The following is a 21,464-nucleotide window of genomic DNA, read 5'->3' as shown; positions in this document are numbered from 1 at the left end:
GCCGTCGTGAAGTGCTCCACATGCGGGAAGCCCCTGAACAGTAGCGACCGACGTCGCCGGTATTGCTCGGCAAAGTGTCGCGACAACAAGGGCAAGCACCGTCACCTTCGAGCCGTCGAACCAGACGAGCCGCCCTCGGCACTGGAACCGCGCACTCTCGCTGTCGACGAAGCAGCACGCGACGGAAGCGACCTCGAGCTCCTCATGGCGATGCGAGATCGGGTCGCTGAAACGGTGGCCGATCCGAACTGTCCGCCGCGGGATCTCGCCGCGCTCACTCGCCGCCTCGAGGAGCTGCGTAAGCAGATCGCTGCCGAGCGCCTGCGTCTCAAGGAGGAACTCGCCGATGCCGAAGCTGTCGACGACGAAACCTGGGACGAGGCGTCTATCTGAAGTAGCGAAACATCTCGTTCTGCCGTCGGGGATCAAATCGAGCGGCTATCCGGCCGTCGCGGCGCAGTGCAAGCGTATGGGCGTCGTGCACGATGATTGGCAGCGGGGTCTCGGACGTGCTGTGCTCGCGAAGCGCGAGAAGGGGCTCTACGCGGCCGGCGTCGGCGGTGTCGTGCTCTCGACTTGCCGTCAGGTGGGTAAGACGTTCACGTTCGGCACGATTATCTTCGCGCTGTGCATCTTGCAGCCTCGGCGAATAGCGCTGTGGACCGCACACCACTCGAAGACTTCTGACGAGACGTTCGAGTCGCTGGCAAGCCTCGCGAAGCGGCCTCAAATCGCGCCCTATGTCGAGAAGATTCGCCTCGGCAACGGCCAGCAGGCGATCATCTTCAAGAACGGCTCGCGTATCCTCTTCGGTGCTCGCGAGCACGGCTTCGGCCGCGGTATCCCCGGCGTCAGCATCGTAGTTTTCGACGAAGCGCAGATCCTGAAGCAATCCGCGCTCAACGACATGATCCCGGCCGCGAACACCATCAAGAACCCGCTCATCCTGTTCATGGGCACGCCACCGGACCCGAAAGACCCGAGCGAGGTCTTCAAGGGCTATCGGAAGAAGGCGCTTGCGGTGAAAGAGGCCCGCGCCAACGGCGAGGTGGTCGAGTCGAACCAGCTCTACATCGAGATCGGTGCAGATCACGGCGCCGACCTTGACGACCGTGAGCAGTGGAAGCGCGGCAATCCCTCGTATCCCGATCGGACGCCGGAAGAGTCAATCCTCCGGCTTCGTGAGCTACTCGGTGACGAAGCTTCGTTCGCGCGTGAAGGTCTTGGGATCTGGGACGAAGAGATCCGTGCCGGGTCTCGCGCGATCCCCGCTCCTGCATGGAAGGCGACTGCGGTCTCGACGTCTCCGCCCGAGGGTGTTCGCTCGATCGCGATCACGTTCAGCCGCGATGGGCAGAAGCAATCCGTGGCAGGCGTCGTAAAGCACGATGAGGCGACGCATCTCGAGCTGGTCGGCAATTACCTCGGACCCGTCGAAGAAGGTGTCGAGCCGCTCGCAAAGTGGCTCGCCGAGCGGTGGCGTGACCTGGCCATGATCGCGATCTGTGGGCAAGCAGGTGCCGCATCTCTCGTGCAGGCGCTCCTCGAGGAGAAGGTGCCGCAACACTTCATTCACGTGCTCTCCGCTGCTGAGTACTTAGCCTCGGGTCCGCTCTTACTGACGGCGATTAGCGGTCGCAAGGTCACGCATCCTGCAGCGCCGGAAGACGACGTGCTCGAGAAGTCGGTCGCAGTGAGCGACAAGGAGTTCCGCGGCAAGACCGGCGGCTGGGCTTGGCGGGCCACGACCGACGACGGCGACGAGACACCGGTAGAAGCGATCGGTGTCGCGCTATGGGCGTCGCAGAACACTAAACGAATTCCGCGCGCGAAGCGCACCCGACGAGTCATCGTGAGGAGCTAACCCGATGTTTGACGGCCTCACCGAGGACGAACTCACCACGTTCAACCGCCTTCGCTCGACGATTGAGAAGAAACGCAACCGGAACCGAATGCGTACGCGGCTCTATGACGCGCACAAGAACGTTGAGCAGTTCGGGATCACGATCCCGCCGCCGATGAAGAAGTTCGCGACGGTGCTCGGTTGGCCCGCAAAGGCAGTCGATACGCCTGCGCGTCGAATCCGCCCGGATGGGTTCTCGATTCGCCAGGGGTCTGACCTCTTTGAGGAGGTGCAGAATGCGCTCGCTCAGCCGCGGCCGATGGCGGTGGAGAAGCTCGCGATCCAATCGTCACTGAAGCACTCGTGCGCGTTCGTGTTCACGACGGGGAGCGACAGCGACGACGGTGAGGTGCTGCTGACGGCCGCATCTGCACTCGATGCCTCGGCGACCGTTGACCCGCGCACTGGCAACACACTTGCCGCGCTCGAGCGCTTCGAGGGCGGCTGGGTGCTCTACCTGCCGGGCAAGACGATCAGCATCGAGCGACGTAACGGCAAGAACATCGTCACGCATCGCACCGAGCGCGGCCATGACCGAGTGACCTGCACGGTGTACTCGTGGGGCAAGACAATCGACCGGCCATTTGGCCGCTCACGCATCACACGACCGCTCATCGGCTACACCGACATTGGTGTGCGCATCCTGCTCCGCCAAGAGACGCACGCCGAGTTCTTCTCGACTCCGCAGCGCTTTGCGCTCGGCGCTCGTCCCGAGGACTTCACTGACGAGAGCGGGCGCGTTGTCGCGGCCTGGGAAGCGCTGATCGGCGGCATGCTTGCGATGCCTGACATCCCGATCGAGGAAGAGCAACAGGAGAAGCTCCGCCGTGTCGAGCTTGGGCAGTTCGCGCAAGCGTCGATGCAACCGCATTCTGATCATCTGAAAACGATCGCGATGATGGTGTCGAGTGAAACGAGCCTGCCGCTGAATTACCTCGGTATCGTGCAGGAGAATCCGCCGTCGGCCGACGCGATCCGCGCGTCAGAAGGTGACCTCGTGCAGATCGTTGAAGACGAGCTCGACTGGTATCGAGACTCTCGCGCGAACCTCGCCCGTGATGTCGCCGCGGTGCTGCACGGCGAGTGGACGCCCGAGATGTCGAAGGATCTCCGGGGCATCCGTGCCGAGTTCCGCGACCCAGCGACCCCGACGAAGGGCGCCGAGGGCGATTGGGCGATCAAGATGGTCTCCGCATTCGACTGGCTGAAAGAGTCCGAGATCATGATGCGCATCATCTTCGGCGAACACATCGCTCGCCAGATGGTCGAAGAGCGTCGCCGGAACGCGGGCGGCGGACTCCTCGACCGGATCATCGCTCGCGACGGGGCTACTACCACCCCCCTGACGCTGCCACTCTCCGAGAGCGGTTCGACGCGCTAGGACTCGCCGTCCGCGCGGGCGTTGAACCTGAGGCGGCAGGCGACATGCTCGGCCTCGACGGTGTGAAGTTCACCGGCGCGGTTCCCGTCTCGCTTCGCCTTCCTGAATCGGAGGCCACGACGCTCGAGGAGGAGTAATGACATCCCGCGGCGACATGGACCGGCTGCAATCTGCGAACGACCGGCTGGTCGCGATGGCTTTGCGCGATATGAAAGCACTCCTCGAGGTACTCAACCCGTCGACGCCGGGCGAGCTTCGTGACGCTCTTCTCGAGCTTGCGCCGGCGCTCGTGCGCGAGTACGGGGACGTTGCCGCCGCCGCGTCCGCGGAGTGGTTCGAAGAAGTTCGCCCGATGGGTGGATTCAGCGCGGTCGCCGCCGCGGGAACCGATCCCGAAGCCGTCGCCGGAAGTGTCAAGGCGCTCTTCAAGGAAGATCCCGCGCAAGTCGTCGAAGCGCTGTCCGGTGCGATCCAACGACACATCCTCTACTCGTCTCGTGCGACGATCGCGCGGAATGTCGAGCTTGACCCGGCGAAGCCGCGGTTTGCTCGTGTGCCTTCGGGTCGAGAGACATGCGCGTGGTGCGACATGCTCGCGTCGCGCGGGTGGGTTTACCACTCGCGGGAAACTGCGGGTGACCGTGGCTTCAAACAGTTCCACGACAACGACGACTGCATGATCGTGCCGCAATGGGATCAAGACACGGCACACATCGAGGGCTATGACCCGGATGCCATGTACGACCGATATATGGCGGCACGAGCATCGCTTGAAGCCGAGGGCCGGGTCGTGGACGACGCCGCAGTCGCGGTGCGAATGGGGCAACTCTTTCCCGACTCGTACCCGGCGCATTAGACCACCCGCATTCGTGCGGGGTTCGCTGACCCGAGCGCATCGGGGTGATGGCCGACGGGCCCTAATCGGTGTTCATGAAAGGAACAGAATGCCCATTCTCATGCAACAGCAACCGCAGCAGTGGTGGCAGTCCGACGCCAGCCAGGGCCAGCAGGAGAGCGCGTCGACGTTCACGCCTCCGGCCACGCAGGCAGATCTCGACAAGATCATTGACGCCGCGGTCGCACGCACGCACAAGAAGTACGACGGCTTTAACGACTACAAGGCGAAGGCCGAGCAATTCGACAAGCTGCCGAAGGAACCGCCGGCCGATGCCGTCGAGTCCGCGCGCGAAGAAGGCCGTGCCGAAGTTCGTGCCGTGCTTGCCGCTGAGCGAGTGAGCACCGCGTTCACGTCAGCGCTCGCAGGCCGTGCACTCTCACCGAACGCGCTGCTCGACTTCGATAAGTCGCGGTTCATCAAGGGCGACGGTGCGGACGTCGACGCAATCACCGAATGGGTGACCGCGAACTCGACCGAGATCAAGCGGACGACGGAAGTCGTCCCTGACTCGGGCCAGCGCGAAGCCGACCGCAAGGGCGGCTCCGTGCAGTCGGGTCGCGAGCTGTTCCAGAACCGACACAAGAAGAAGACCAACTCATAACACTCAAAGGAGTAACCCATGCCTCGTCTCACTACCGAGACCTTCGGCGCAGGTGACATGACTTGGCTCGGCTCGTCGCACGGCATCCGCAATGCGCGCACCGAGATCCTCGACGTCTCCGCGTTCACGAAGACCACGCACTTCCCCAACGGCTTCATCAAGTCGGGCACTCCCGTCGCGATTGTCGACAATCGCGTCGTGCCCTACACGGTTGCCGTGGGCACTACCACAGACGCCGGCGTTCTCGCTGGCTTCATCCTCACTGACCAGAAGGTCGTCGGCGACGCCGACTTTGGTGTGCCCGTGCTTGACCACGGCCGCATCAATGTCGCGAACGTGCCGTACGCCGACTTCGCTGCCCCCGCGGCCGCGAAGAACGCCACGACCTGCGTCTTCGCCTAGAAAGGACTAGTTCAATGGCAACTCTCTGGACCGAACTGATCGATCCTGCCGAGCTCACGGGCTACGTCCGCGAGGCTCTGGCCGATATCGAGGCGCGCAAGTCGAGCCTCGCTCACTTCCTCCCGAACCGGACGGTGAACGACATTGTCGTGCGCTTCAAGGCTGGCCAAGCTGGTCTCGTCGCGGAGGCGCAGTTCCGTGCCTTCGACGCTGAGCCGGAGATCGGCAAGGGCGAGGGCGGCAAGCGCTACACGCTGGAGCTCCCCGCAATTGGGCAGAATCAGATCATCTCTGAGTACGACCAGCTGCGCGTCCGCAATGCTGACAACGAGGACATCCTCACCGAAGCGCTGTCGACGACTCGTCAGGTCGCGCAGGCAGTCTCGGACCGTATCGAGCGGCTCCGCGGCATCGTCCTGTCGACCGGCAAGGCGACGATCCCCGAGATCGGCAGTGCTGACGACTTCGGCCGTAAGGCATCGCACACGGTGACCGCGGCGAACCTTTGGTCGACCGGCTCGACAGTGTCGCGCCTCGCTGACCTTCAGGCATGGTCGGACGTCTACGAGGCGACGAACGGCGTCGCGCCCGGTGCGATCATCATGTCGCGCAAGGCGTACCGTCTGCTCGCGGCCGGTGATGAGTTCAAGACCAACCTGGTTGGTGGCGGCTCGCGTCCGGCATCGGCAGCTGAGATCAACTCGCTTGTCGAGGGTGCCGGTCTGCCCCCGATCGAGGTGTACACCCGTCGCACGTCGGCTGGTCTGATCCTTGGTGAGAATGAGCTTCTCCTGCTCCCCGCTCCGGTCGACGTCGACGCTTGGGAAGACGCGCCGCTCGGCGCGACGTTCTGGGGTCGCACCCTCACCTCGTCGGACCCGAAGTTCCAGCTCGAGGGCGATGCTCCTGGCATCGTCGCGGGCGTCTACCGCGGCGAGAAGCCTCCGATGCTCGCCGAGGTCGTCTCCGACGCGATCGCCATGCCGGTGCTCGCGAACGCGAACCTGTCGCTCAAGGCGACGGTCGCGGCCTAGTTGATCAAGCGTGTGGGCGGTGACGTTCGTTGCCGCCCACACGTGTCTCAAAGGAGAACATCATGAGCAAGATTCGTGAAGACCTCGAAGGCGTCGTGATCATCACGACCGGCATTGGCTCGGTGGTCACGCTCGCCGCTGGCGACGTCGTGCCGGAAGATGTCGAGCTTGGTGAGCACCTCATTGCCGACGAACTCGATTCTGGCGAACAACCCGAGGTCGACGACCAGTCTGGCGACGACCAGCAGGACGCCGACCCTGAAGGCGAAAGCCAAGATGACGAAGGCAACGAGTCCGAAGACGATGAGTCGGAGGATGACGAGCGCGAGGTAGCCACCGAGACGAAGGCTGAACCGGCCAAGGCTGGACCGTACGCCGCGGCGCCGAAGACCCGAGCACGGAAGTAACCATGGAGCCGTTCGCTGACTCGACCTACTTCAAAGAGAACGAGTTCATCGCGCCGGCGGGCACATCAGACGACAAGCTCGACCGCAATCTCGCGCGGGCATCCCGTACAGTCCGTGCGGAGATTGCAGGTATCGATGACCGGATCGCGCGCAAGGAACTTGACCCGGACACGGTCGCCGACGTCGTGTGCGAGATAGTCGAGTCGGCGCTGGCATCCGGTAATGGCCCAGGACTTGAGTCTGTGCAGCAGGGCGCTGGCCCGTTTCAGAAGACGCTCAAGTTCGCGAACCCGCGCGGCGACATGTTCCTGACCGCGAAGCATCGCCGGATGCTGACGGCCAAGAAGGCACGTCGGGCGTTCACCGTGCAGGTGAAGGGACCGGGCGATGTTCGATGACTGGAAGGTCACGGTAGTTCGCATCCGGGCAGGGGACGGCGGAATTGATCAATACGACGAGCCGGTCCCCGGCGAAGACGAGCGCGTAGCGCTCCCTGACGCGCTGTTCGCGCCGACGCCAACCGATCTGCCGATCGAAGCTGGCACCGACGCCACGGTCACAAGCCCGACCTTGTACTGGCCTGATCAATGGCCAGACATCAAGTCGGGAGATCGACTCGAAGTCGATGGTGCTGAGTGGCGCGTCGACGGCCGACCGGCACGTTGGCCACTGGGACTGTCGGTCTCGCTCATTGGCGCACACCGTAAGGAGACTTCGTGAAGTTCGTACCCAACAAGCGCGAAATAGATGCGTTCCTCAAGTCGGCGCAAGTACAGGCGATGCTTGCCGAAGCCGGTGAGACCATCGCAAGCCGTGCAGGCGACGGCTTCGGTTCGCAAGTCAACGTGGGTGCTGATCGTGCTCGCGCCACGGTGATGGCCGAAACGTATGAAGCGAAGATTCGGCAGGCGCGAGAGCATGTGCTCGAGCGCGCTGTAGGCGATGGCTTATGAAGTCACCCGACGTCAAAGCCGTCGTCATGGCTGCGCTCCGCGCCCTCGATGTGCGGGTGGTGTCGTCCCGGCCTGACGACGGCACGAAGCGATTCGTGCGCGTCGTCGGCACGGGTGGCCCCGGACGACGAGAACGCATCATGCAGGTCGTGCAGCTCACGATCTCGGCCTACGACACGTCGACGGGTCGTGCGGCTTCGCTCGCTGCCGACGTGGACGCGCTCATCCGCAAGCTCCCCTCTGACCAGGCGTCGCCGGTCTCATCGATCGTGTGGGCGACCACGCCGCAAGAACTCCCCGATCCCGACACGGGCTCGCCACGCAGTGTGGCGACCTACCAACTCACCGCTACTTGCCGCTAGGAGGCAACCAAAATGACTGTCAACTCGCTCAACGCGCTGATGTTCGGGTCGGATGACGACTCGGTCTATCTCGCTGAATACACTCCCGCGCTCGCTGCGCAGCTCGCCGATCTCGACTTCAACAGCGCGATCCCCGCAGGCATGATCGACTGCGGCTGGATCTCCGAGGAAGGCATGGCGCTCGACCTGTCCGACTCGGTCGAGAAGATCCGCGGTCACCAGGGCAACGCTGTCGTGAAGGAATTCATGTCGAGCTCCGACACGACCCTGAACGCAAACTTGCTCGAGTCAAAGCTCGAGATCGTCAAGTGGAACCTTGACGCGACGGTCGAGAAGAAGACCGCGGCAGGCAAGGACTATGCCGAGTTCAATGCGCCCGCGTCGCGCACAGTGAAGAACCTCTGTGCAGTGATTGATGCGTTCGAGACGACCGGCTCGGGTTCGAAGTGGCGTCTGATCCTTACTCACGTGACGCTCGGAGCCCGCTCGTCGGTTGCCCTGAAGGCGAAGGAACTCACGGCGTGGCAGTACGCGCTCGGGGTGCTCGGCGGCTTCCGTCTTCTTACCGATGCCCCGGCGATGATTCCGGGCACTGTGACGGTGCCTGAGACGCCGTAGCAGCCCATCTACTGCCCCCGCGACGCTCGATGCTCTCCCGACGTCGCGGGGGCTCTGTATTTCCAGGAGAGCACCCATTCAGGGAGAGCAATGACTACTAAGAAGACCACCAAGGAACTCGCGGCGGAGGCTGGCGCGAAGGCACCTGCTGATCACGCGGCGAAGGCCGAAGCGACTGGCGAGCTGATCAAGGTCACGGTGCGCGGATTCGACCTCGAGTTCGACCCGAATGACCTCGACGATGACGACCTCATGACCGCGCTCGAGCACGGAAGCCCGAACCTCGCGTTGCAGGTCATCGTCGGCGACGCGAAGCGCGTCGCTGAGATCAAGGACTCGCTCCGCGTCGACGGCAAGCTCAAGCGCAGCGATCTGCTCGTGTTCGTTACGGAGGTTATCCAGGCGGGTGGCCAGGGAAACGCCTAGCGCTCCGGAAGCTACTGCGTGACTACGCCGATGAGATCGAGGCGGATCTACAAAGTGAATACGGCGTAGACCTCCTCGATCTCTGGCGCGGCACCCTCTCGTGGCGCCGCGCGTGGGTGCTCGTTACGCAGCTGCCTCCGGGGTCGCGTCTTCTCCGTGCGCGAGGTGGGCCAGCGGCCTGGTCTGACGAGGTCGCCGCAATCCATTTCGAGGGCCACCGCATCGTGACCGGAATCATGTCCGCGCTCGGCACGAAATCGCATCAGCTGCCGAAGCCAGTCGAACCGCCGAAGCCCGACTGGAAGGTCGAGGCGCAGGAGCGTGACCGGCGTGCTCAGGCGAAGGCCGAGCGGTGGCTCGCACGCCAAAAGAAGTAACTCAACATCGAGGGGGCGATCTTGACCACGAACGGGTTCACACTAGGTTCCGCATGGGTTTCCATTGTCCCCTCGATGCGGGGTGCGAGTCGCCAGATCACTGCCGAGCTCGCAGGCGTCGACGTCAAGGGCGTTGGCTCGAAGCTCGGTCAGGAACTCAGCGGCGCGATCGGCAAGGGCCTCAACCTGCAAGCGGTCGGCGCGAAGATCTCGCAGTGGGGCGACGCGGCCACCGCAGTCGGATCGAAGCTCACTAACGGGATCACAAAGCCCGCGCTTGCCGCGGCGACCGCCGTGGCTGGCATCTTCGCGGTCTCTGGCTGGAACCGTCTCGTCGCGATCGACACGGCACGGGCGAAGCTCAAGGGGCTCAAGATGTCCGCTGAGGACATCGACGCGGTCATGGCGAACGCCCTCGCATCGGTCAAGGGCACCGCCTTCGGCCTCGGTGAAGCCGCAACGACTGCCGCGGGAGCTGTGGCCGCTGGTATCAAGCCGGGCCAAGACCTCGAACGCACCCTGAAGCTTGTCGCCGACACCGCCTCGGTCGCCGGTACCGACATGAACGAGATGGGCGCGATCTTCAACAAGGTCGCCGCCACGGGCAAGCTCAACGGCGAAGTCATCGCGCAGCTGTCCGAGCGAGGCGTCGCTGTCCTCCCTGCGCTCGCGGAGCACCTCGGCATCACGACCGAAGAGGTCATGAAGCTCGGCTCTGAGGGCAAGATCTCGTTCGAGACCTTCCAGGAAGCCATGGAAGGCGCGGTAGGTGGTGCCGCGGGCATCATGGGTGCTGAGTCCATGGTCGCCGCGTGGGACAACGTGAAGGCCGCAATCGGCCGCGCCGGCGCGGCATTCCTCGACGCTGGCGGCGAGGGTGGCGGGTTCTTCTCACAGATCAAGCCGCTCCTTGTCGAATTCACCGGCATGATCGATGACCTCACGCCGAAGGCTGAGGAACTCGGCATCGCATTCGGCCGAATGCTCGCGACCGCTGTCGAGCACATCCGCACGCTGATCGGCTGGTGGCAGGGCCTCGACCCGCAGATCCAACGCACGATCGGGATCGTTGCCGGTATCGCTGTCGCGGCGGGACCGGTGCTCTTGCTCCTGGGCAAGATCGCCGGCGCCGTCGGCGGTGCGATCTCCGCGGTTGGTACGCTCTCGGCCGCGATTGGCGGCATCGGTGCGGGCGGCGCAGCCGCCGGTGGTGCCGCCGGGATCGGTAGCAAGATCGCTACTCTCCTCGGCCCGATCGGCATGGTGATCGGTCTAGTCACCGCACTGATCGCCGCGAGCCCCGAACTGCGCGAAGCCCTCGGCGGCGCGTTCGGCGCCATCGGTAGCGTGCTCGGCGAACTATTCACCGCACTCGCTCCTGTCGTGCAGGATCTCTTCGCGCAACTCGCCCCGATCTTCGGGACGCTCGGCGGACTCCTCGGCGAAGTCATCGTCGCGCTCACACCGCTGATCGAGATGCTCGGCCCGATCCTCGTGCCGATCGTTCGCGCGCTCGCAGCGGTCTTGACGCCCGTCATCTCAATCCTCGTCGCGATCCTCGACCCGATCATCGGGCTCGTCTCGTGGGTACTCGACCTGATCACTCCGCTCATCGACCTCGGCGCAGCCTTCCTCATGGAAGGAGCCGAATGGCTCGCTGGCATCCTCACCGACTATGTCGTGCCGGCACTGCAATGGGTCGCTGATGGCGTCGAAGTCGTCACCGACTGGTTCAAGAGCCTCGGCGACTCGAGCACGGAAGCCGGGCAAGGGTTCCAGGACGTATGGGGTGGACTCACTGAGTTCTTCCAAGGCGTGTGGGACGGAATCACCGGCGTATTCACCTGGGCTTGGGAAACCGTCATTGCGCCGATCCTCGACCTATTTGCGTTCGTACTGAGCACGATCCTCATGCCAGTGATTCAGGCATGGTGGAACGTCAACTCATTCGTCTGGAACGCGGTCGCTGGCGTCATCGGCTGGGTCTGGAACACGATCCTGGCGCCGATATTCGACCTCATTGCGTTCGTATTCAACACGATCCTTATGCCCGTCTTCATGGCATTTTGGAACACCGTGTCGTTCGTGTGGACCGCGATCCAAGTGGCCCTCGCGATTGCCTGGGGCGTGATCGGCGCGATCTTCCGCGGCATCGTCGACTTCGTACGCAACACCCTCGGTGTCGCGTTCACGTGGCTCTACGAAAACGTCATCAAGCCAGTTTGGGATGGCATCCAGTCGGTGATCCGGCCGGTCGCGGACTGGTTCACTGCGAACGTGGTTCCCGCCTTCGATTCGGCGACCAGCAAGATCGGTGGCGCGTTCGACACGCTCAAAGACGCGATCGGCAAAGCCTGGGACGCAATCAAGAGAGCCGCGGTTGGGCCGGTCAACTTCGTCATCAATACCGTCTACAACGACGGCATCAAGGCGCTGTTTGACCAGATCGCTGAAGCGGTCGGCCTCGATATTCGGATGCCGACGGCGACGCCGATCAAGCTCGCTTCCGGTGGTGTCCTTCCCGGCTATACGCCGGGTCGTGACGTGCACAGGTTCTACTCGCCAACCGGTGGTCTGCTGCATCTCTCCGGTGGGGAGGGCATCATCCGACCGGATGCGCTCCGGGCGCTCGGGGGGAAGGCTTGGCTTGACCGCGTCAACTCCGCTCGCGGTGATGCCGGTCGAGTGCCGGCGTTCGCGTTTGCGGACGGCGGTGTGTGGGACTGGATTGGTGAGACCGTCTCGGGTGCGCTCGGGTTCTTCGCTGAGGCGACGAATGCGGCGATGGACATCATCAGCGATCCGCTCGGCGCGATCAAGAATCTGATCGTCGAGCCGGTGCGTAACCTGCTTGGCGGCATCGGCGGCGGCATCTTCGGCGACATACTCACCGGTGTGCCGAACATGGTGATCGGGTGGCTCGAAGATCTCCTCAAGGGGAGCATCGCACAGTCCGCGGTCATCGACGGATACCGGGGCGGTCCGACGCTTGCTCGGCTCGCGCCAATCATCGCGAAGCATGGCCTTGTCGTCACGGACACGTATGGCGATCCGGCCTATAACGCTTCGCTGGGTCGGTCACCGACGTCGTATCACGGTGACTGGGATAACCCTGCGGTCGACATTGCGGGCTCGCAAGCTGCCATGTTCGCAGCTGCTGACGAGATCATCGCGATGGGTGGTTGGCGTCAGATCCTCTGGCAGGTGGCCGGTCACTACGATCACATTCACGTCGCGAATCAGGGTGGCATTTGGCCGGGCCCGAAGCTGTACGACGAGGGCGGTTGGTTGCAACCTGGGCTCACGATGGCGTACAACGCCACGGGGAAGCCCGAGCCGGTGCTCACGTCGGAGCAGTGGGATCGGATGCAGGGTGGGGTGACCATTCAGCAGACGAACTACATGCCGCAAACCGACGCGAATGTCGTCGGTGATCGTCTCGCCGCGGCAGCGGCTCGTGGACTTGTAGGAGTAGACGCATGATCTGGATCGACGACATCGAGATCGGTTTTCACACTCCGTCGAGTGCCGGGCTTATCGTCACCGAGAAGGGCATCGATGGCTGGTATGACCTGCCTGGTGTGAAGTCGAAGGTTGAGGAGAGGGAAGGTACCGATGGTGCTTTCCCGCTCCGGTCTTCGGATCTCGAGTATTCGGCTCGGACTGTGACGGCGCACCTCGCGTACGTCGGCGATTCACGCGAGTTCGCGGTCGACGTGTACACGCGCTTCAACGCGCTCGCGCACAAGGTCATCCCGGTGCGGGTGCTCGACGTTGACGACACGTTGGTCGATGGCTGGGTCGAAGTCGAATTTGGTCCAAAGTGGCGCACTTCGGGCGAGTTTGCGGTCACCGTGAATACGGCTGACCCTCGCCGGTACGAGTCGGCACCGCAACGGGTGCAGCTCGTCGGTGCGGGTTCGACCGGCGGGTTCACTTACCCGGTCAAGTATCCGATCGTGTATGGCAATGTGGCGGGGCCGTCGCAGTCGGGCACGGTCTACAACCGTGGGTCGGCGGAGTCGTGGCCGGTGATCACCGTGCATGGCAACATTCTGGGCGGGTTTACGCTCATGGATTCCCTCGGCCGGTCGATCACTTATCGCGATGACGTGATGCTCTCAGCGCCGGTCGTCATCGATTGTCGACGTCGCGTCGCGCTCGTGCAGGGCGTGAACCGCTCCCGTGCACTCACTGCGCGCGGTTGGTTCGACGTGCCGAAGCAGCGCGACCTCACTCTCTCGTTCATTCCGGCGCAAGTCGGTGACTCCTGGGCGGACGTCGAGTTCCGTTCAGCCTGGATTTAGGAGCAATCATGCCTACAGGTGTCGGTATCGACGCAATGACCGTCGGCGGGAATATCGTCGGACGCACGGCCCTCGACGACCGGATGCTTGTGCGCTCGGGGTTTCACAACCTCGGAATCGTGATGGGGTGCCGGGTGACCGGCTCTGCAACGGCGATGGCATACGTGCTCGACTCCGGGGCTGATCCAGTGTCGGTCGCGGTCGCCTCGCGGGGCGGCGCCGATGGCGCGACCACGTTCCCGATTGCGAGCGGGACCGTCACGACCACGGCCGCGCCGGCATCAGGGTCTCGTATCGATCTCATCTGGGCTCGCCAGAATGACCCGTCGAAGGGTGATGCTGACAACCTTGTGACGAGTGGTGTGACGCAGGGTAATGCGGCTCCGACGCCGGTCGCTCCGGCGCTGCCTGCCGGCGCGGTCGAGCTGGCTCGCGCACTGGTGCCATCGGGTGCGACTCGCGGCTCAGCGACCACGCTCACGCCGGGGCCGCGGGCGATCCCTTACGGTGCATCGCTCGGCGTACTGCACTCATTCCGCGACGTGCGTAACTCGGCATTGCCGGATGCGGTTGAAACGGTGGGAGCGGGGAGCTTTGTCCTCCCGACCGCGCGGACGCTTGAGTTTCGGATCATGCCCTCGCTCATGCCTACTGCTAGCGGTGCGCGGGGGGCACAATTCTTCCGGGCTGCTCTCGACGACATCGACCGTGCAACTTTTGTTGCGCAGGTTGACGGGGCGAGCACGCAAACATTCATTTGGACCGCCGAGGTACCGGCAGGTGAGCACACAGTGGCCTACAAGCGGTTGAAGCGTGACGGTCAATCGGCCCGTGGATTGTATGGTGCGTATCAGGGTGAGGTTTATCAGGGGACTGTATTTCAGGTGATCGACCTCGGGGCCGCCTAAATGTGGTCGCTCGAGCTGTTTCGTACGGTCGACGGCCTTCGTCTCGGCGAGCTGCCGCGCGTGCCGTTTTCGTGGTCACGCGATGTGAGAGACGGACGTATGGCTGAGCCCCCGCAGAGCGCCGGGGAGCAGTCGCTGTCGTCTTTCTCGTGGTCATTGGCGGCGCTCGAACACGCTGGGTGGATAGATCGGTCGGAGCCGAATTGGCAGGCGCGCCTGCTCGCGACGCTGATGCCGGTTCGAAACGGCATCGCCGCGCTCTGGGACGGAGTGCCGATCGTGGCGGGACCGATCAATCCGCAAGTGCAGCTCACTGCCAAGAAGATCTCGATCACCGTCGACGGGCCAACCGACCTACTCAAGAGCCGCTTTGTCGTGCCTGAGGAGTTCGCGGCGAACCGTCAAATCGCGTTCAAGAATCTCGATCTTGGCTCGATTGCGGCGGAGGTCGTGAAGATCGCGCTCGCGAAGCCCGGCGGCAATCTTCCGATCCAGTTTGAGGAGCCTCGGACGGGTACGCGAGAGCGCACCTATCAGGCATTCAATGTCGCGAACCTCGATGTCGCGAGCGTGCTCGAGAAGATCGCCAACGTCGAAGGCGGCCCCGATATCGACTTCCGACCGGTGATCCTCGACGAGCAGCACATTGGCTGGCAGATGCTCACCGGCACCGAGCACGACCCGTGGCTTGGACAAGCCTCGATCCATTCTTGGGAAGTCGGTTCCGTCGATACGCAGTCGCTCAACGCCACTTACTCGGCCGCGTACGTCGCACATCGCGTCTACGGCGTCGGTGGCGGGCAGGACGTCGCCGTGCCGGTGGTGCGAGCCGACACTGACGTGCCAACCGATTGGCCACTCGTTGAGCGGGTCGTGTCTGACTCGAGCATTGAAGCCAACTCCGTACACCTCCTGCGTCGTGATGCCGAAGCACGGCTCTTGCCGTTCCCGCTCGTGCAGGTATCGCTCGAGGTGCGCGCCGACGGCTCGACGCCGCTTGGCACATTCTGGCCGGGCGAGCTCGCCGAGATCTCGGTGCAAGGCCATTCGGCACTCAGTGACGGTACGCACCTGCTCCGCATCCTCGGAATGAAGGGGAACGCGGGGAAGAGCGTCACGCTTACTTTCGATCCCGTGGAGGTCAAAGCATGGTGAGAAAGCTCAACCTGCAACCGTCGCTACCTGGCGTGCTGGCTGGCCTCCAACGTCAAGCGGGCCAGGGCATCGCTCGTGCCTCGTCGAGCCTCACTGTGCAGACGGGTGAAGCGGCTCCGGCGGGTGAGTCGATCATTCCCGTGCGGGATGTGCTGACCGAACTCACCGGGGTATCGACAGCGGTCGCTGCAGCGGAGCAGGAACTCGCCGATGCGGGCGCACGGCTCACTACCGTGCAGGCGCTCGCGCAGGAAGCTTTCGACGTAGCGGATGATGCGCTCGGCGCCATTGGTGCGAAAGCGCAGGTGCTTTACGGCACGGGGATGCCGCCGTCGACCACGGTGGGGGAGGCGACCTACTACCGGCTGAACGCTGAGGGTGCCGTGATCGCGGCCTATCGGCTGACTTCACCGTGGCAGGGCGCTGAGTATCCGGCGGAATGGGCCGAAGTCGACTTCCACGAGTCAATGATGGTCGGCAAGATCGTCACCTCTCGGCTCGCGGCCTCCGAAGTTGCGGCCGCGGTAGGCGTCTTCATCGACGCGATGATGCAGCACCTCACCGTCACGGGCATCGCGAACATCAACGCGCTCGTCGCTGACGAGCTGTTCGCGAAGCTCGCGGTCGTCGACAAGCTGCAGGCGCTCACGTCGATCATCACCGAGGACATGATCGCGACGGGTGCGATCAAAGCGCACCATGTCGGCGCCAACGAGATCTCGGCCGCGATGCTCGACGTTGGGGAGAACGCCCGCTGGGACTCGAATGGCCTCGTGTTCTATGCGCCGCCCCAGCCCGGGCAGGCGTACGACGACTGGGAGAACCGCACCCCCCTCATCCAGATCCGCCCCGACGGGTCCTCGTCGGTGCAGGTAGGCGATAGCGCCGGACTGCACGGCGGTATCACTCCCAGCGGTCTCGTGTATGGCACCGCGGGCGACTTCGAGACGATCGCCGTCGGCGGGCAGGACTTCGCGACCGCGATTTCCGAGGGTCCCCGTGGCGTCCTCTCTGCGGTTGTCCCGTCGAACGGTATCAACGCCACGACCGCGAACGGCCCCTACTTGTCGACGAAGTTCACCCCCGAGCCAGGGCGGATGTACCGCATCACCTTCGGGTTCAGGGGCGGCGCGGCATCGGCAGAGAACCTGCTCGTAGCCGACTTCCGGCAGGCGCGCCTGGGGGCGTCCGGTGCAGGCTCGGCCTCGCGGCGACTCGCCGAGTTGGTGATGCTCGCAGCGCAAGGAGTATCGGGCGATGCGAGCGGGGTCACGCACATCGACGTGAGCGGCGATTACCTGCTCGCCAACTCGACCTACCTCTCGAACGGCGAGACGGTTATCTGGATCTATATCCGGACGAACGCGGGCACCTTCTACCTCAACGGTGCTGTTGGCGGGCAAATCACCACGCTACCCGTGCTAAAGATCGAGGATATCGGGGCCGCGTACGTGGTCGAGACTCAAACGGTCTCGGGGACCACGCCACAGCCGCCCTCGAAGGTGACGAAGACCGACTACATCTGGTCCGGCGACGCCGTGGGCATTCGCCCCGATGGCTCGAACGCAGTCGACTCCCGCCTCACGCTCGGTGCCTACAACACCTTCGGGAGCGACATGGCTGAGTTCATTTGGTACCCGTTCGATCTGTCGCGACTCAACGGCGCGACGGTCAATGAAGCGCTCGTCCAGCTCACGATCACCCAGACCTACTCAGGCGGGCAGATCGCCTACTACATGGACGCATCCACAAACCGCCTGTCGGGGCGCGCGAACCTCTCGCAGGGCTGGGGCGGGCCGGGGGGTTCGCACAACCGCACCGTGCCGTCAGGCAACTTGTCGCGGCTGATCGGCAAGGGCGGCATCCTGATCGCGCCGTTCAACGTCGGGCAGCTGTCGTCGTACGGCTATTTCGCGAGTAGGGCCCTGCTTCGCGTGACCTACACCAAGTGAGGATGTAATGACAATTCCCGAAATCGATTTCGAGTCCCTGACGGCGGAAGAACTCGCCGACTTGATCGATCGCGCCAACATCGAGTCCATCCGTCGCGCGGCAGTCAAGGACGCCGAGCAACGGGTGATCGATATCCAGATCGAAGTGCTCACCGCGTCGGGGCGGGAGATGGGCGCGCCGTGGGTCGCCCCGTCTGGGGCTCACGACGCCTACCCGCAAGGATGGACAGTCGCCTATGGCGGCAAGACCTGGGAGTCACTCGTCGCCGGGAATGCTCACCCGCCGGGCGTCTCGGGGTGGCGTGAGGTCGCGCCTGCCGGGGCTGTACCGGAATGGGTGCAGCCAGTCGGGGGACACGACGCATACAAGGTCGGTGACGTTGTCACTCGGGGTGGGAAGACCTGGCGGTCCACTGCCGACGCGAATGTGTGGCCTCCCGGCGTCTACGGCTGGGTCGAGACCTAACGCAAGAGTTCATCTAGCGCCCCTACTTGGGGGCGTTGTTCGTTTCCGAAGGAAGGCACCAATGACCTCTCTCGATACCGCGGGCCTCTCACGGAAGCTCCGCTCCACCTACCCCGGACGAGACTGGCGAGGCCGCTGCCAACAGCTCGTCTGGAACGTCGTCTGGCTCACCGGAACTCCCCAGCACGACATTGCCACCTACCCCGATGCGCGAGCGGCCTACCGCGCCTCGAAGATCGTCTCGCGCGATCCGTCAGGCGCTCCGGTCGGGGCCTGCCACTGGTGGTGGGAGCCGGAACCGTATGGGCATGTCGCTATTGAACTTGGCGACAACGACGTCTGGATGGCGTCCGGGCACGTCGATGACGGTCACGGTGACGGGCTCGGCGTCATCGGAGTGCGCGAGTACACACGCCGCACCGGCTTCACCTATCTCGGCTGGTCCGTAGACAACGGAATAAACAAAATCACTCTCTCTAGCGGGCTCACTCCCGCGATCAAGTCTCAGGAAGGTTTTCTCATGGCACTGACCGAAGAGCAGCAGAAGCGGATGCTGAAGCAGTCCGATCTTGATGCGTATGCGCGCGACAAGATCATGCTCCCCGTGCTTTCGCGGGTGGAGCAGCGCACGTTTGAGTCGTTGAAGCTCACGCGTGAGCAGTCGGCACTCATCCGCGAGCAGAACGCGCTCCTGACTCGTATCGCTGACGCGCTCGAAAAGTAGGGGGCCGCGCATGCCGATTGACCCGAATGTCATTGTCACTGCGGTCATCTCGGCTGTCGTCGGCATTATCGGCCTGCTCACGGGGCGCGGTAACGCCAAGGCGCAGGCCGCGAAGGCCGCTGCCGAAGCGCTCGCCGCCGCCGCCGCCGCTGATGCGTCGAAGGCCGCTACGGCAGCCGAAGCGGCGCAAGTGTGGAAGACGCTCTATGAAGAACAGCGCGACGAATTCAAGGGCTTGAAGGACGAATTTCGTGCCCTCTCGACGCGCGTGGAAGAGCTTGAACAGCATCGGGACGATTCCGAGTTGCTACGCGGATTCATTGCGCGTGCACACCGCTATTACCGAGGCGGCGGCACGGTGCCGTATCCGGTGCCGCCCGAGGTGGCTCGCATCGTGTGGCCGGAGCTTTACGTTGAGGCGCTGTCGTCGGGCGCTATCGCGATTGGCGAGCACATTGACGACCGACCAAAGGAGACAGAATGACTGATGATCTGACGCACGGTGATTGGGGCGCCAAAATGGCCCGTGAAACCGCTGCACACAATGTACGCATGGCCGCGTGGGAACCGCAGGCTTCGACGCAGGCGCGGTTCCCGTGGCAGGCCGCGATCCGCACCGCGATTCAGGTGCTCCTGAGCGCCCTCGCTGTCCTCGCTGTCGCGATCCCGCTCGCGATTGAACACCTTGGCGCGGTGATCGGCCCGGAGGTTGTCGCGTGGCTCGCAGGCGCGCTCACGGTGGTGACTGCGGTCTCGACGTTCCTCGCACGGCTCATGGCCGCGAGTCCGGTGATCGAGTTCACGGCCCGGTTCCTGCCCTGGCTCGCCCCCACCAAGTAGACCCACTCAGACATTGCAGAGAATCTAAGACCCCCTCACTAGCCCTACATGGGCCGGTGAGGGGGTCTTCTTTGCGTTTCCGCATCCCCGCTGACGCGGGGCAGTATGTAGCTCCACAACCACACGTGGGCTCATCCCCGCTCGCGCGGGGCAGTCACACTCTAGCCTCCTTGACCTGTGGTGATCTCCCAAGCCTTGACGAGGATGACCGCCTCGCCCTCGGCCTGCCCGATCCGGCGGCGGGCGCCATCCGCGACAGTGCCGACGAGGCTGTAGCGGCGGGCGGTCTCGGGGTCGGCGTGCCACGTCGAGTGCTCACCTGTAGTGCGGAAGGCCGTGCCGACGATCCGACCCGTCTGCGTCACGAAGACCCCCGCGTGCATGTCGCGCATATGGGCGCGGCCCCACTCTGCGAGGTCATGCCATTTGCCCGGTGCACCGCCGTGCGCCCGCCAGTATTGCGAGGTCTTCGTGTCCACATAGTCGTCAAGCTCGAAAGCAATATCAGCCGGTCGTTCTGCGATCGCGAGGGCGGCGGCGTGCCGCCACGAGCGGGCAGGCCACCCGTCTTGCTCGGCCTGCTTAGGGACGATGATCGGATCGTCACCGCTAGCGACAATCCGGTCAATGAGCGCATCGAAAGCGGCGGTGATCTCGCGCAGCTCGTCCTTGATCGACTCGCGCGGCTGGCGTGCCGCCGTCTCCCAAGAGATCAGCGTCTTCTCGGGCACGCCGAGGCGGCGGGCCATTTCACCGTGCGTGAGCCCGCAAAGCTCGCGCACCGCCCGGATGTGTGCAGGACTAGTCATTGTCGCCCTCCTAAAGGGGGAGGGGCCGGTCTCCCGGCCCCTGAGGTGTTAGTTGGCGGTGCGCTCTGCGAGGACGATAGCGGCGTGGCGTGCGACGCCCTTGTAGCCGTCGTGCAGGGTGATGCCGCTGACAAGCTGGCCGTTCACCGATTCGACTCCGGCGCGCATGCTCGCCTGGCTCCGGGCTTCGAGCGCGAGCATCGGGTCGAGGGCCGCCGTGGTGATCTCGATCACCTGCTGGAGCTCCTCGATGGTGGCGATGTCGTACATCCAGTCGTCCAGGTCGGTGGCGCGGATGCCAGCGTGGAGGTTGATGTAGGGGGCTGCCGAGTCGGGGAACTGCGCGAGGACGTGGTTGTGGAGGGCTTCGAAGGTGGTGAAGGTGTCCATTTGTTTCTCCTTGTGAGTGGTTGCGGTGACCCTTGTGGTCGTGCTTCCTGATACCTCTAGTGTAGAAGAAACTACTACACCGCGCAACCTCGTGAATCTCGGGCGTGTCGCATGTCGTAGGCACATGCCACCCTCAACACATGCTCACCGATCAAGAGAAGGCAATCCTCGACCTCGAGGAGCGCATGCCCGTGCACTCGTCACACAAGGGCGATGTCATCCGCGCCGAGGTAGGCCTCAGCGTCGCTCGCTATTACCAGGCGCTGCATGTGCTCGTGGACCATGAGATTGAAGCTCGTCGCGAGTATCCCGAGGTCGTAACTCGGCTCGAACGAGCGCGTCGACGTCGGGTGGCGTGACCGCGTTCCGTCCATGATTGGTCCATGATGGCAATGCATCTCGATGCAATCCGGCGGAAAGCATGGAAAGCCAAAACTTGGTGAAACGCCTGATCGTCGGGTGAATATCGAAAGCATGCAATCCTGTGCGTTCTTATGGAAAACGTGCCCAAAATAACAAGGGGTCGCAGGTTCAAATCCTGTCAGCCCGAC

27 protein-coding genes are annotated in these 21,464 nt (G+C 63.8%); 25 read left to right on the top strand and 2 right to left on the bottom strand.

The window, feature by feature from the left end; genetic code table 11:
• Window positions 1–6 precede the first annotated feature (6 nt).
• The 24 genes from EG850_RS11020 to EG850_RS10910 all read left to right on the top strand — a co-directional run bounded on the left by EG850_RS11020 (window position 7) and on the right by EG850_RS10910 (window position 19,714).
• Window positions 7–393 (top strand): hypothetical protein, encoded by a 387-nt coding sequence (locus tag EG850_RS11020; RefSeq protein WP_124973444.1) that lies wholly within the window; start codon window positions 7–9, stop codon window positions 391–393.
• A 76-nt stretch (window positions 394–469) separates the two neighbouring features.
• Entirely contained in the window at window positions 470–1,864 is a 1,395-nt protein-coding gene (locus tag EG850_RS11015) for a terminase large subunit domain-containing protein (protein ID WP_124973442.1), read from the top strand.
• Between the two features lie 4 nt (window positions 1,865–1,868).
• A complete protein-coding gene (locus EG850_RS11010; RefSeq protein ID WP_124973440.1) occupies window positions 1,869–3,284 on the top strand; it encodes a hypothetical protein in 1,416 nt (471 codons plus the stop codon).
• Between the two features lie 136 nt (window positions 3,285–3,420).
• Window positions 3,421–4,140 (top strand): VG15 protein, encoded by a 720-nt coding sequence (locus EG850_RS11005; protein ID WP_124973438.1) that lies wholly within the window; start codon window positions 3,421–3,423, stop codon window positions 4,138–4,140.
• A gap of 88 nt (window positions 4,141–4,228) precedes the next feature.
• Entirely contained in the window at window positions 4,229–4,783 is a 555-nt protein-coding gene (locus EG850_RS11000) for a hypothetical protein (RefSeq protein WP_124973436.1), read from the top strand.
• 18 nt (window positions 4,784–4,801) lie between these two features.
• On the top strand, window positions 4,802–5,185 hold the full coding sequence (locus tag EG850_RS10995; RefSeq protein WP_124973434.1) for a potassium transporter: 384 nt from the start codon (window positions 4,802–4,804) through the stop codon (window positions 5,183–5,185).
• A gap of 14 nt (window positions 5,186–5,199) precedes the next feature.
• Window positions 5,200–6,219 (top strand): major capsid protein, encoded by a 1,020-nt coding sequence (locus EG850_RS10990; RefSeq protein ID WP_124973432.1) that lies wholly within the window; start codon window positions 5,200–5,202, stop codon window positions 6,217–6,219.
• 62 nt (window positions 6,220–6,281) lie between these two features.
• Window positions 6,282–6,626 (top strand): hypothetical protein, encoded by a 345-nt coding sequence (locus tag EG850_RS10985; RefSeq protein WP_124973431.1) that lies wholly within the window; start codon window positions 6,282–6,284, stop codon window positions 6,624–6,626.
• Between the two features lie 2 nt (window positions 6,627–6,628).
• Window positions 6,629–7,024 carry a hypothetical protein gene (locus EG850_RS10980; protein ID WP_124973429.1) on the top strand — a complete coding sequence of 132 codons (396 nt, stop codon included), beginning with the start codon at window positions 6,629–6,631 and terminating at the stop codon, window positions 7,022–7,024.
• Window positions 7,014–7,346 carry a hypothetical protein gene (locus tag EG850_RS10975; protein ID WP_124973427.1) on the top strand — a complete coding sequence of 111 codons (333 nt, stop codon included), beginning with the start codon at window positions 7,014–7,016 and terminating at the stop codon, window positions 7,344–7,346. Before EG850_RS10980 ends, EG850_RS10975 begins: the two co-directional genes overlap by 11 nt.
• Window positions 7,343–7,579: a hypothetical protein gene (locus tag EG850_RS10970; protein ID WP_124973426.1), complete on the top strand. Its 237-nt coding sequence runs from the start codon at window positions 7,343–7,345 to the stop codon at window positions 7,577–7,579. Before EG850_RS10975 ends, EG850_RS10970 begins: the two co-directional genes overlap by 4 nt.
• Complete coding sequence (locus EG850_RS10965; protein WP_124973424.1) at window positions 7,576–7,941, top strand: hypothetical protein; 366 nt, start codon at window positions 7,576–7,578, stop codon at window positions 7,939–7,941. The genes EG850_RS10970 and EG850_RS10965 overlap by 4 nt, the downstream gene beginning before the upstream one ends.
• 12 nt (window positions 7,942–7,953) lie before the next feature.
• Entirely contained in the window at window positions 7,954–8,559 is a 606-nt protein-coding gene (locus tag EG850_RS10960; RefSeq protein WP_124973422.1) for a hypothetical protein, read from the top strand.
• A gap of 90 nt (window positions 8,560–8,649) precedes the next feature.
• Window positions 8,650–8,985 (top strand): hypothetical protein, encoded by a 336-nt coding sequence (locus EG850_RS10955; RefSeq protein WP_124973420.1) that lies wholly within the window; start codon window positions 8,650–8,652, stop codon window positions 8,983–8,985.
• A gap of 224 nt (window positions 8,986–9,209) precedes the next feature.
• Window positions 9,210–9,362 (top strand): hypothetical protein, encoded by a 153-nt coding sequence (locus EG850_RS13310; protein WP_185715039.1) that lies wholly within the window; start codon window positions 9,210–9,212, stop codon window positions 9,360–9,362.
• 75 nt (window positions 9,363–9,437) lie between these two features.
• Window positions 9,438–12,845 carry a phage tail protein gene (locus EG850_RS10950; protein ID WP_124973418.1) on the top strand — a complete coding sequence of 1,136 codons (3,408 nt, stop codon included), beginning with the start codon at window positions 9,438–9,440 and terminating at the stop codon, window positions 12,843–12,845.
• A complete protein-coding gene (locus EG850_RS10945) occupies window positions 12,842–13,669 on the top strand; it encodes a phage tail family protein (protein ID WP_124973416.1) in 828 nt (275 codons plus the stop codon). The genes EG850_RS10950 and EG850_RS10945 overlap by 4 nt, the downstream gene beginning before the upstream one ends.
• A gap of 8 nt (window positions 13,670–13,677) precedes the next feature.
• Window positions 13,678–14,577: a hypothetical protein gene (locus EG850_RS10940; protein ID WP_124973414.1), complete on the top strand. Its 900-nt coding sequence runs from the start codon at window positions 13,678–13,680 to the stop codon at window positions 14,575–14,577.
• A complete protein-coding gene (locus EG850_RS10935; RefSeq protein WP_124973412.1) occupies window positions 14,578–15,732 on the top strand; it encodes a hypothetical protein in 1,155 nt (384 codons plus the stop codon).
• A complete protein-coding gene (locus tag EG850_RS10930) occupies window positions 15,726–17,684 on the top strand; it encodes a hypothetical protein (protein ID WP_124973410.1) in 1,959 nt (652 codons plus the stop codon). The genes EG850_RS10935 and EG850_RS10930 overlap by 7 nt, the downstream gene beginning before the upstream one ends.
• Before the next feature lie 7 nt (window positions 17,685–17,691).
• On the top strand, window positions 17,692–18,150 hold the full coding sequence (locus tag EG850_RS10925; protein WP_124973408.1) for a hypothetical protein: 459 nt from the start codon (window positions 17,692–17,694) through the stop codon (window positions 18,148–18,150).
• A gap of 61 nt (window positions 18,151–18,211) precedes the next feature.
• On the top strand, window positions 18,212–18,874 hold the full coding sequence (locus EG850_RS10920) for a hypothetical protein (RefSeq protein WP_124973406.1): 663 nt from the start codon (window positions 18,212–18,214) through the stop codon (window positions 18,872–18,874).
• A 10-nt stretch (window positions 18,875–18,884) separates the two neighbouring features.
• Window positions 18,885–19,358: a hypothetical protein gene (locus EG850_RS10915; protein ID WP_124973404.1), complete on the top strand. Its 474-nt coding sequence runs from the start codon at window positions 18,885–18,887 to the stop codon at window positions 19,356–19,358.
• Window positions 19,355–19,714 carry a hypothetical protein gene (locus EG850_RS10910; RefSeq protein ID WP_124973402.1) on the top strand — a complete coding sequence of 120 codons (360 nt, stop codon included), beginning with the start codon at window positions 19,355–19,357 and terminating at the stop codon, window positions 19,712–19,714. The genes EG850_RS10915 and EG850_RS10910 overlap by 4 nt, the downstream gene beginning before the upstream one ends.
• Window positions 19,715–19,875: 161 nt before the next feature.
• On the opposite strand, the gene EG850_RS10905 is transcribed toward EG850_RS10910, so the two are convergent.
• Both EG850_RS10905 and EG850_RS10900 read right to left on the bottom strand, forming a co-directional pair.
• Window positions 19,876–20,523, bottom strand: coding sequence for a helix-turn-helix domain-containing protein (locus tag EG850_RS10905; RefSeq protein ID WP_124973400.1), 648 nt, complete (start codon window positions 20,521–20,523; stop codon window positions 19,876–19,878).
• Window positions 20,524–20,571: 48 nt separating this feature from the next.
• Entirely contained in the window at window positions 20,572–20,913 is a 342-nt protein-coding gene (locus EG850_RS10900; RefSeq protein ID WP_124973398.1) for a hypothetical protein, read from the bottom strand.
• A 140-nt stretch (window positions 20,914–21,053) separates the two neighbouring features.
• Between EG850_RS10900 and EG850_RS10895 the strand changes: the two genes are divergently transcribed.
• On the top strand, window positions 21,054–21,272 hold the full coding sequence (locus tag EG850_RS10895; RefSeq protein WP_124973396.1) for a DUF3263 domain-containing protein: 219 nt from the start codon (window positions 21,054–21,056) through the stop codon (window positions 21,270–21,272).
• The last annotated feature ends 192 nt before the right edge of the window (window positions 21,273–21,464 follow it).

The sequence above is a fragment of the Gulosibacter macacae genome (assembly GCF_003865375.1).
GTDB lineage: Bacteria > Actinomycetota > Actinomycetes > Actinomycetales > Microbacteriaceae > Gulosibacter > Gulosibacter macacae.
The sequence above is the reverse complement of the archived record's forward strand: the minus strand, read 5'-3'. Positions and strand labels throughout refer to the sequence as shown.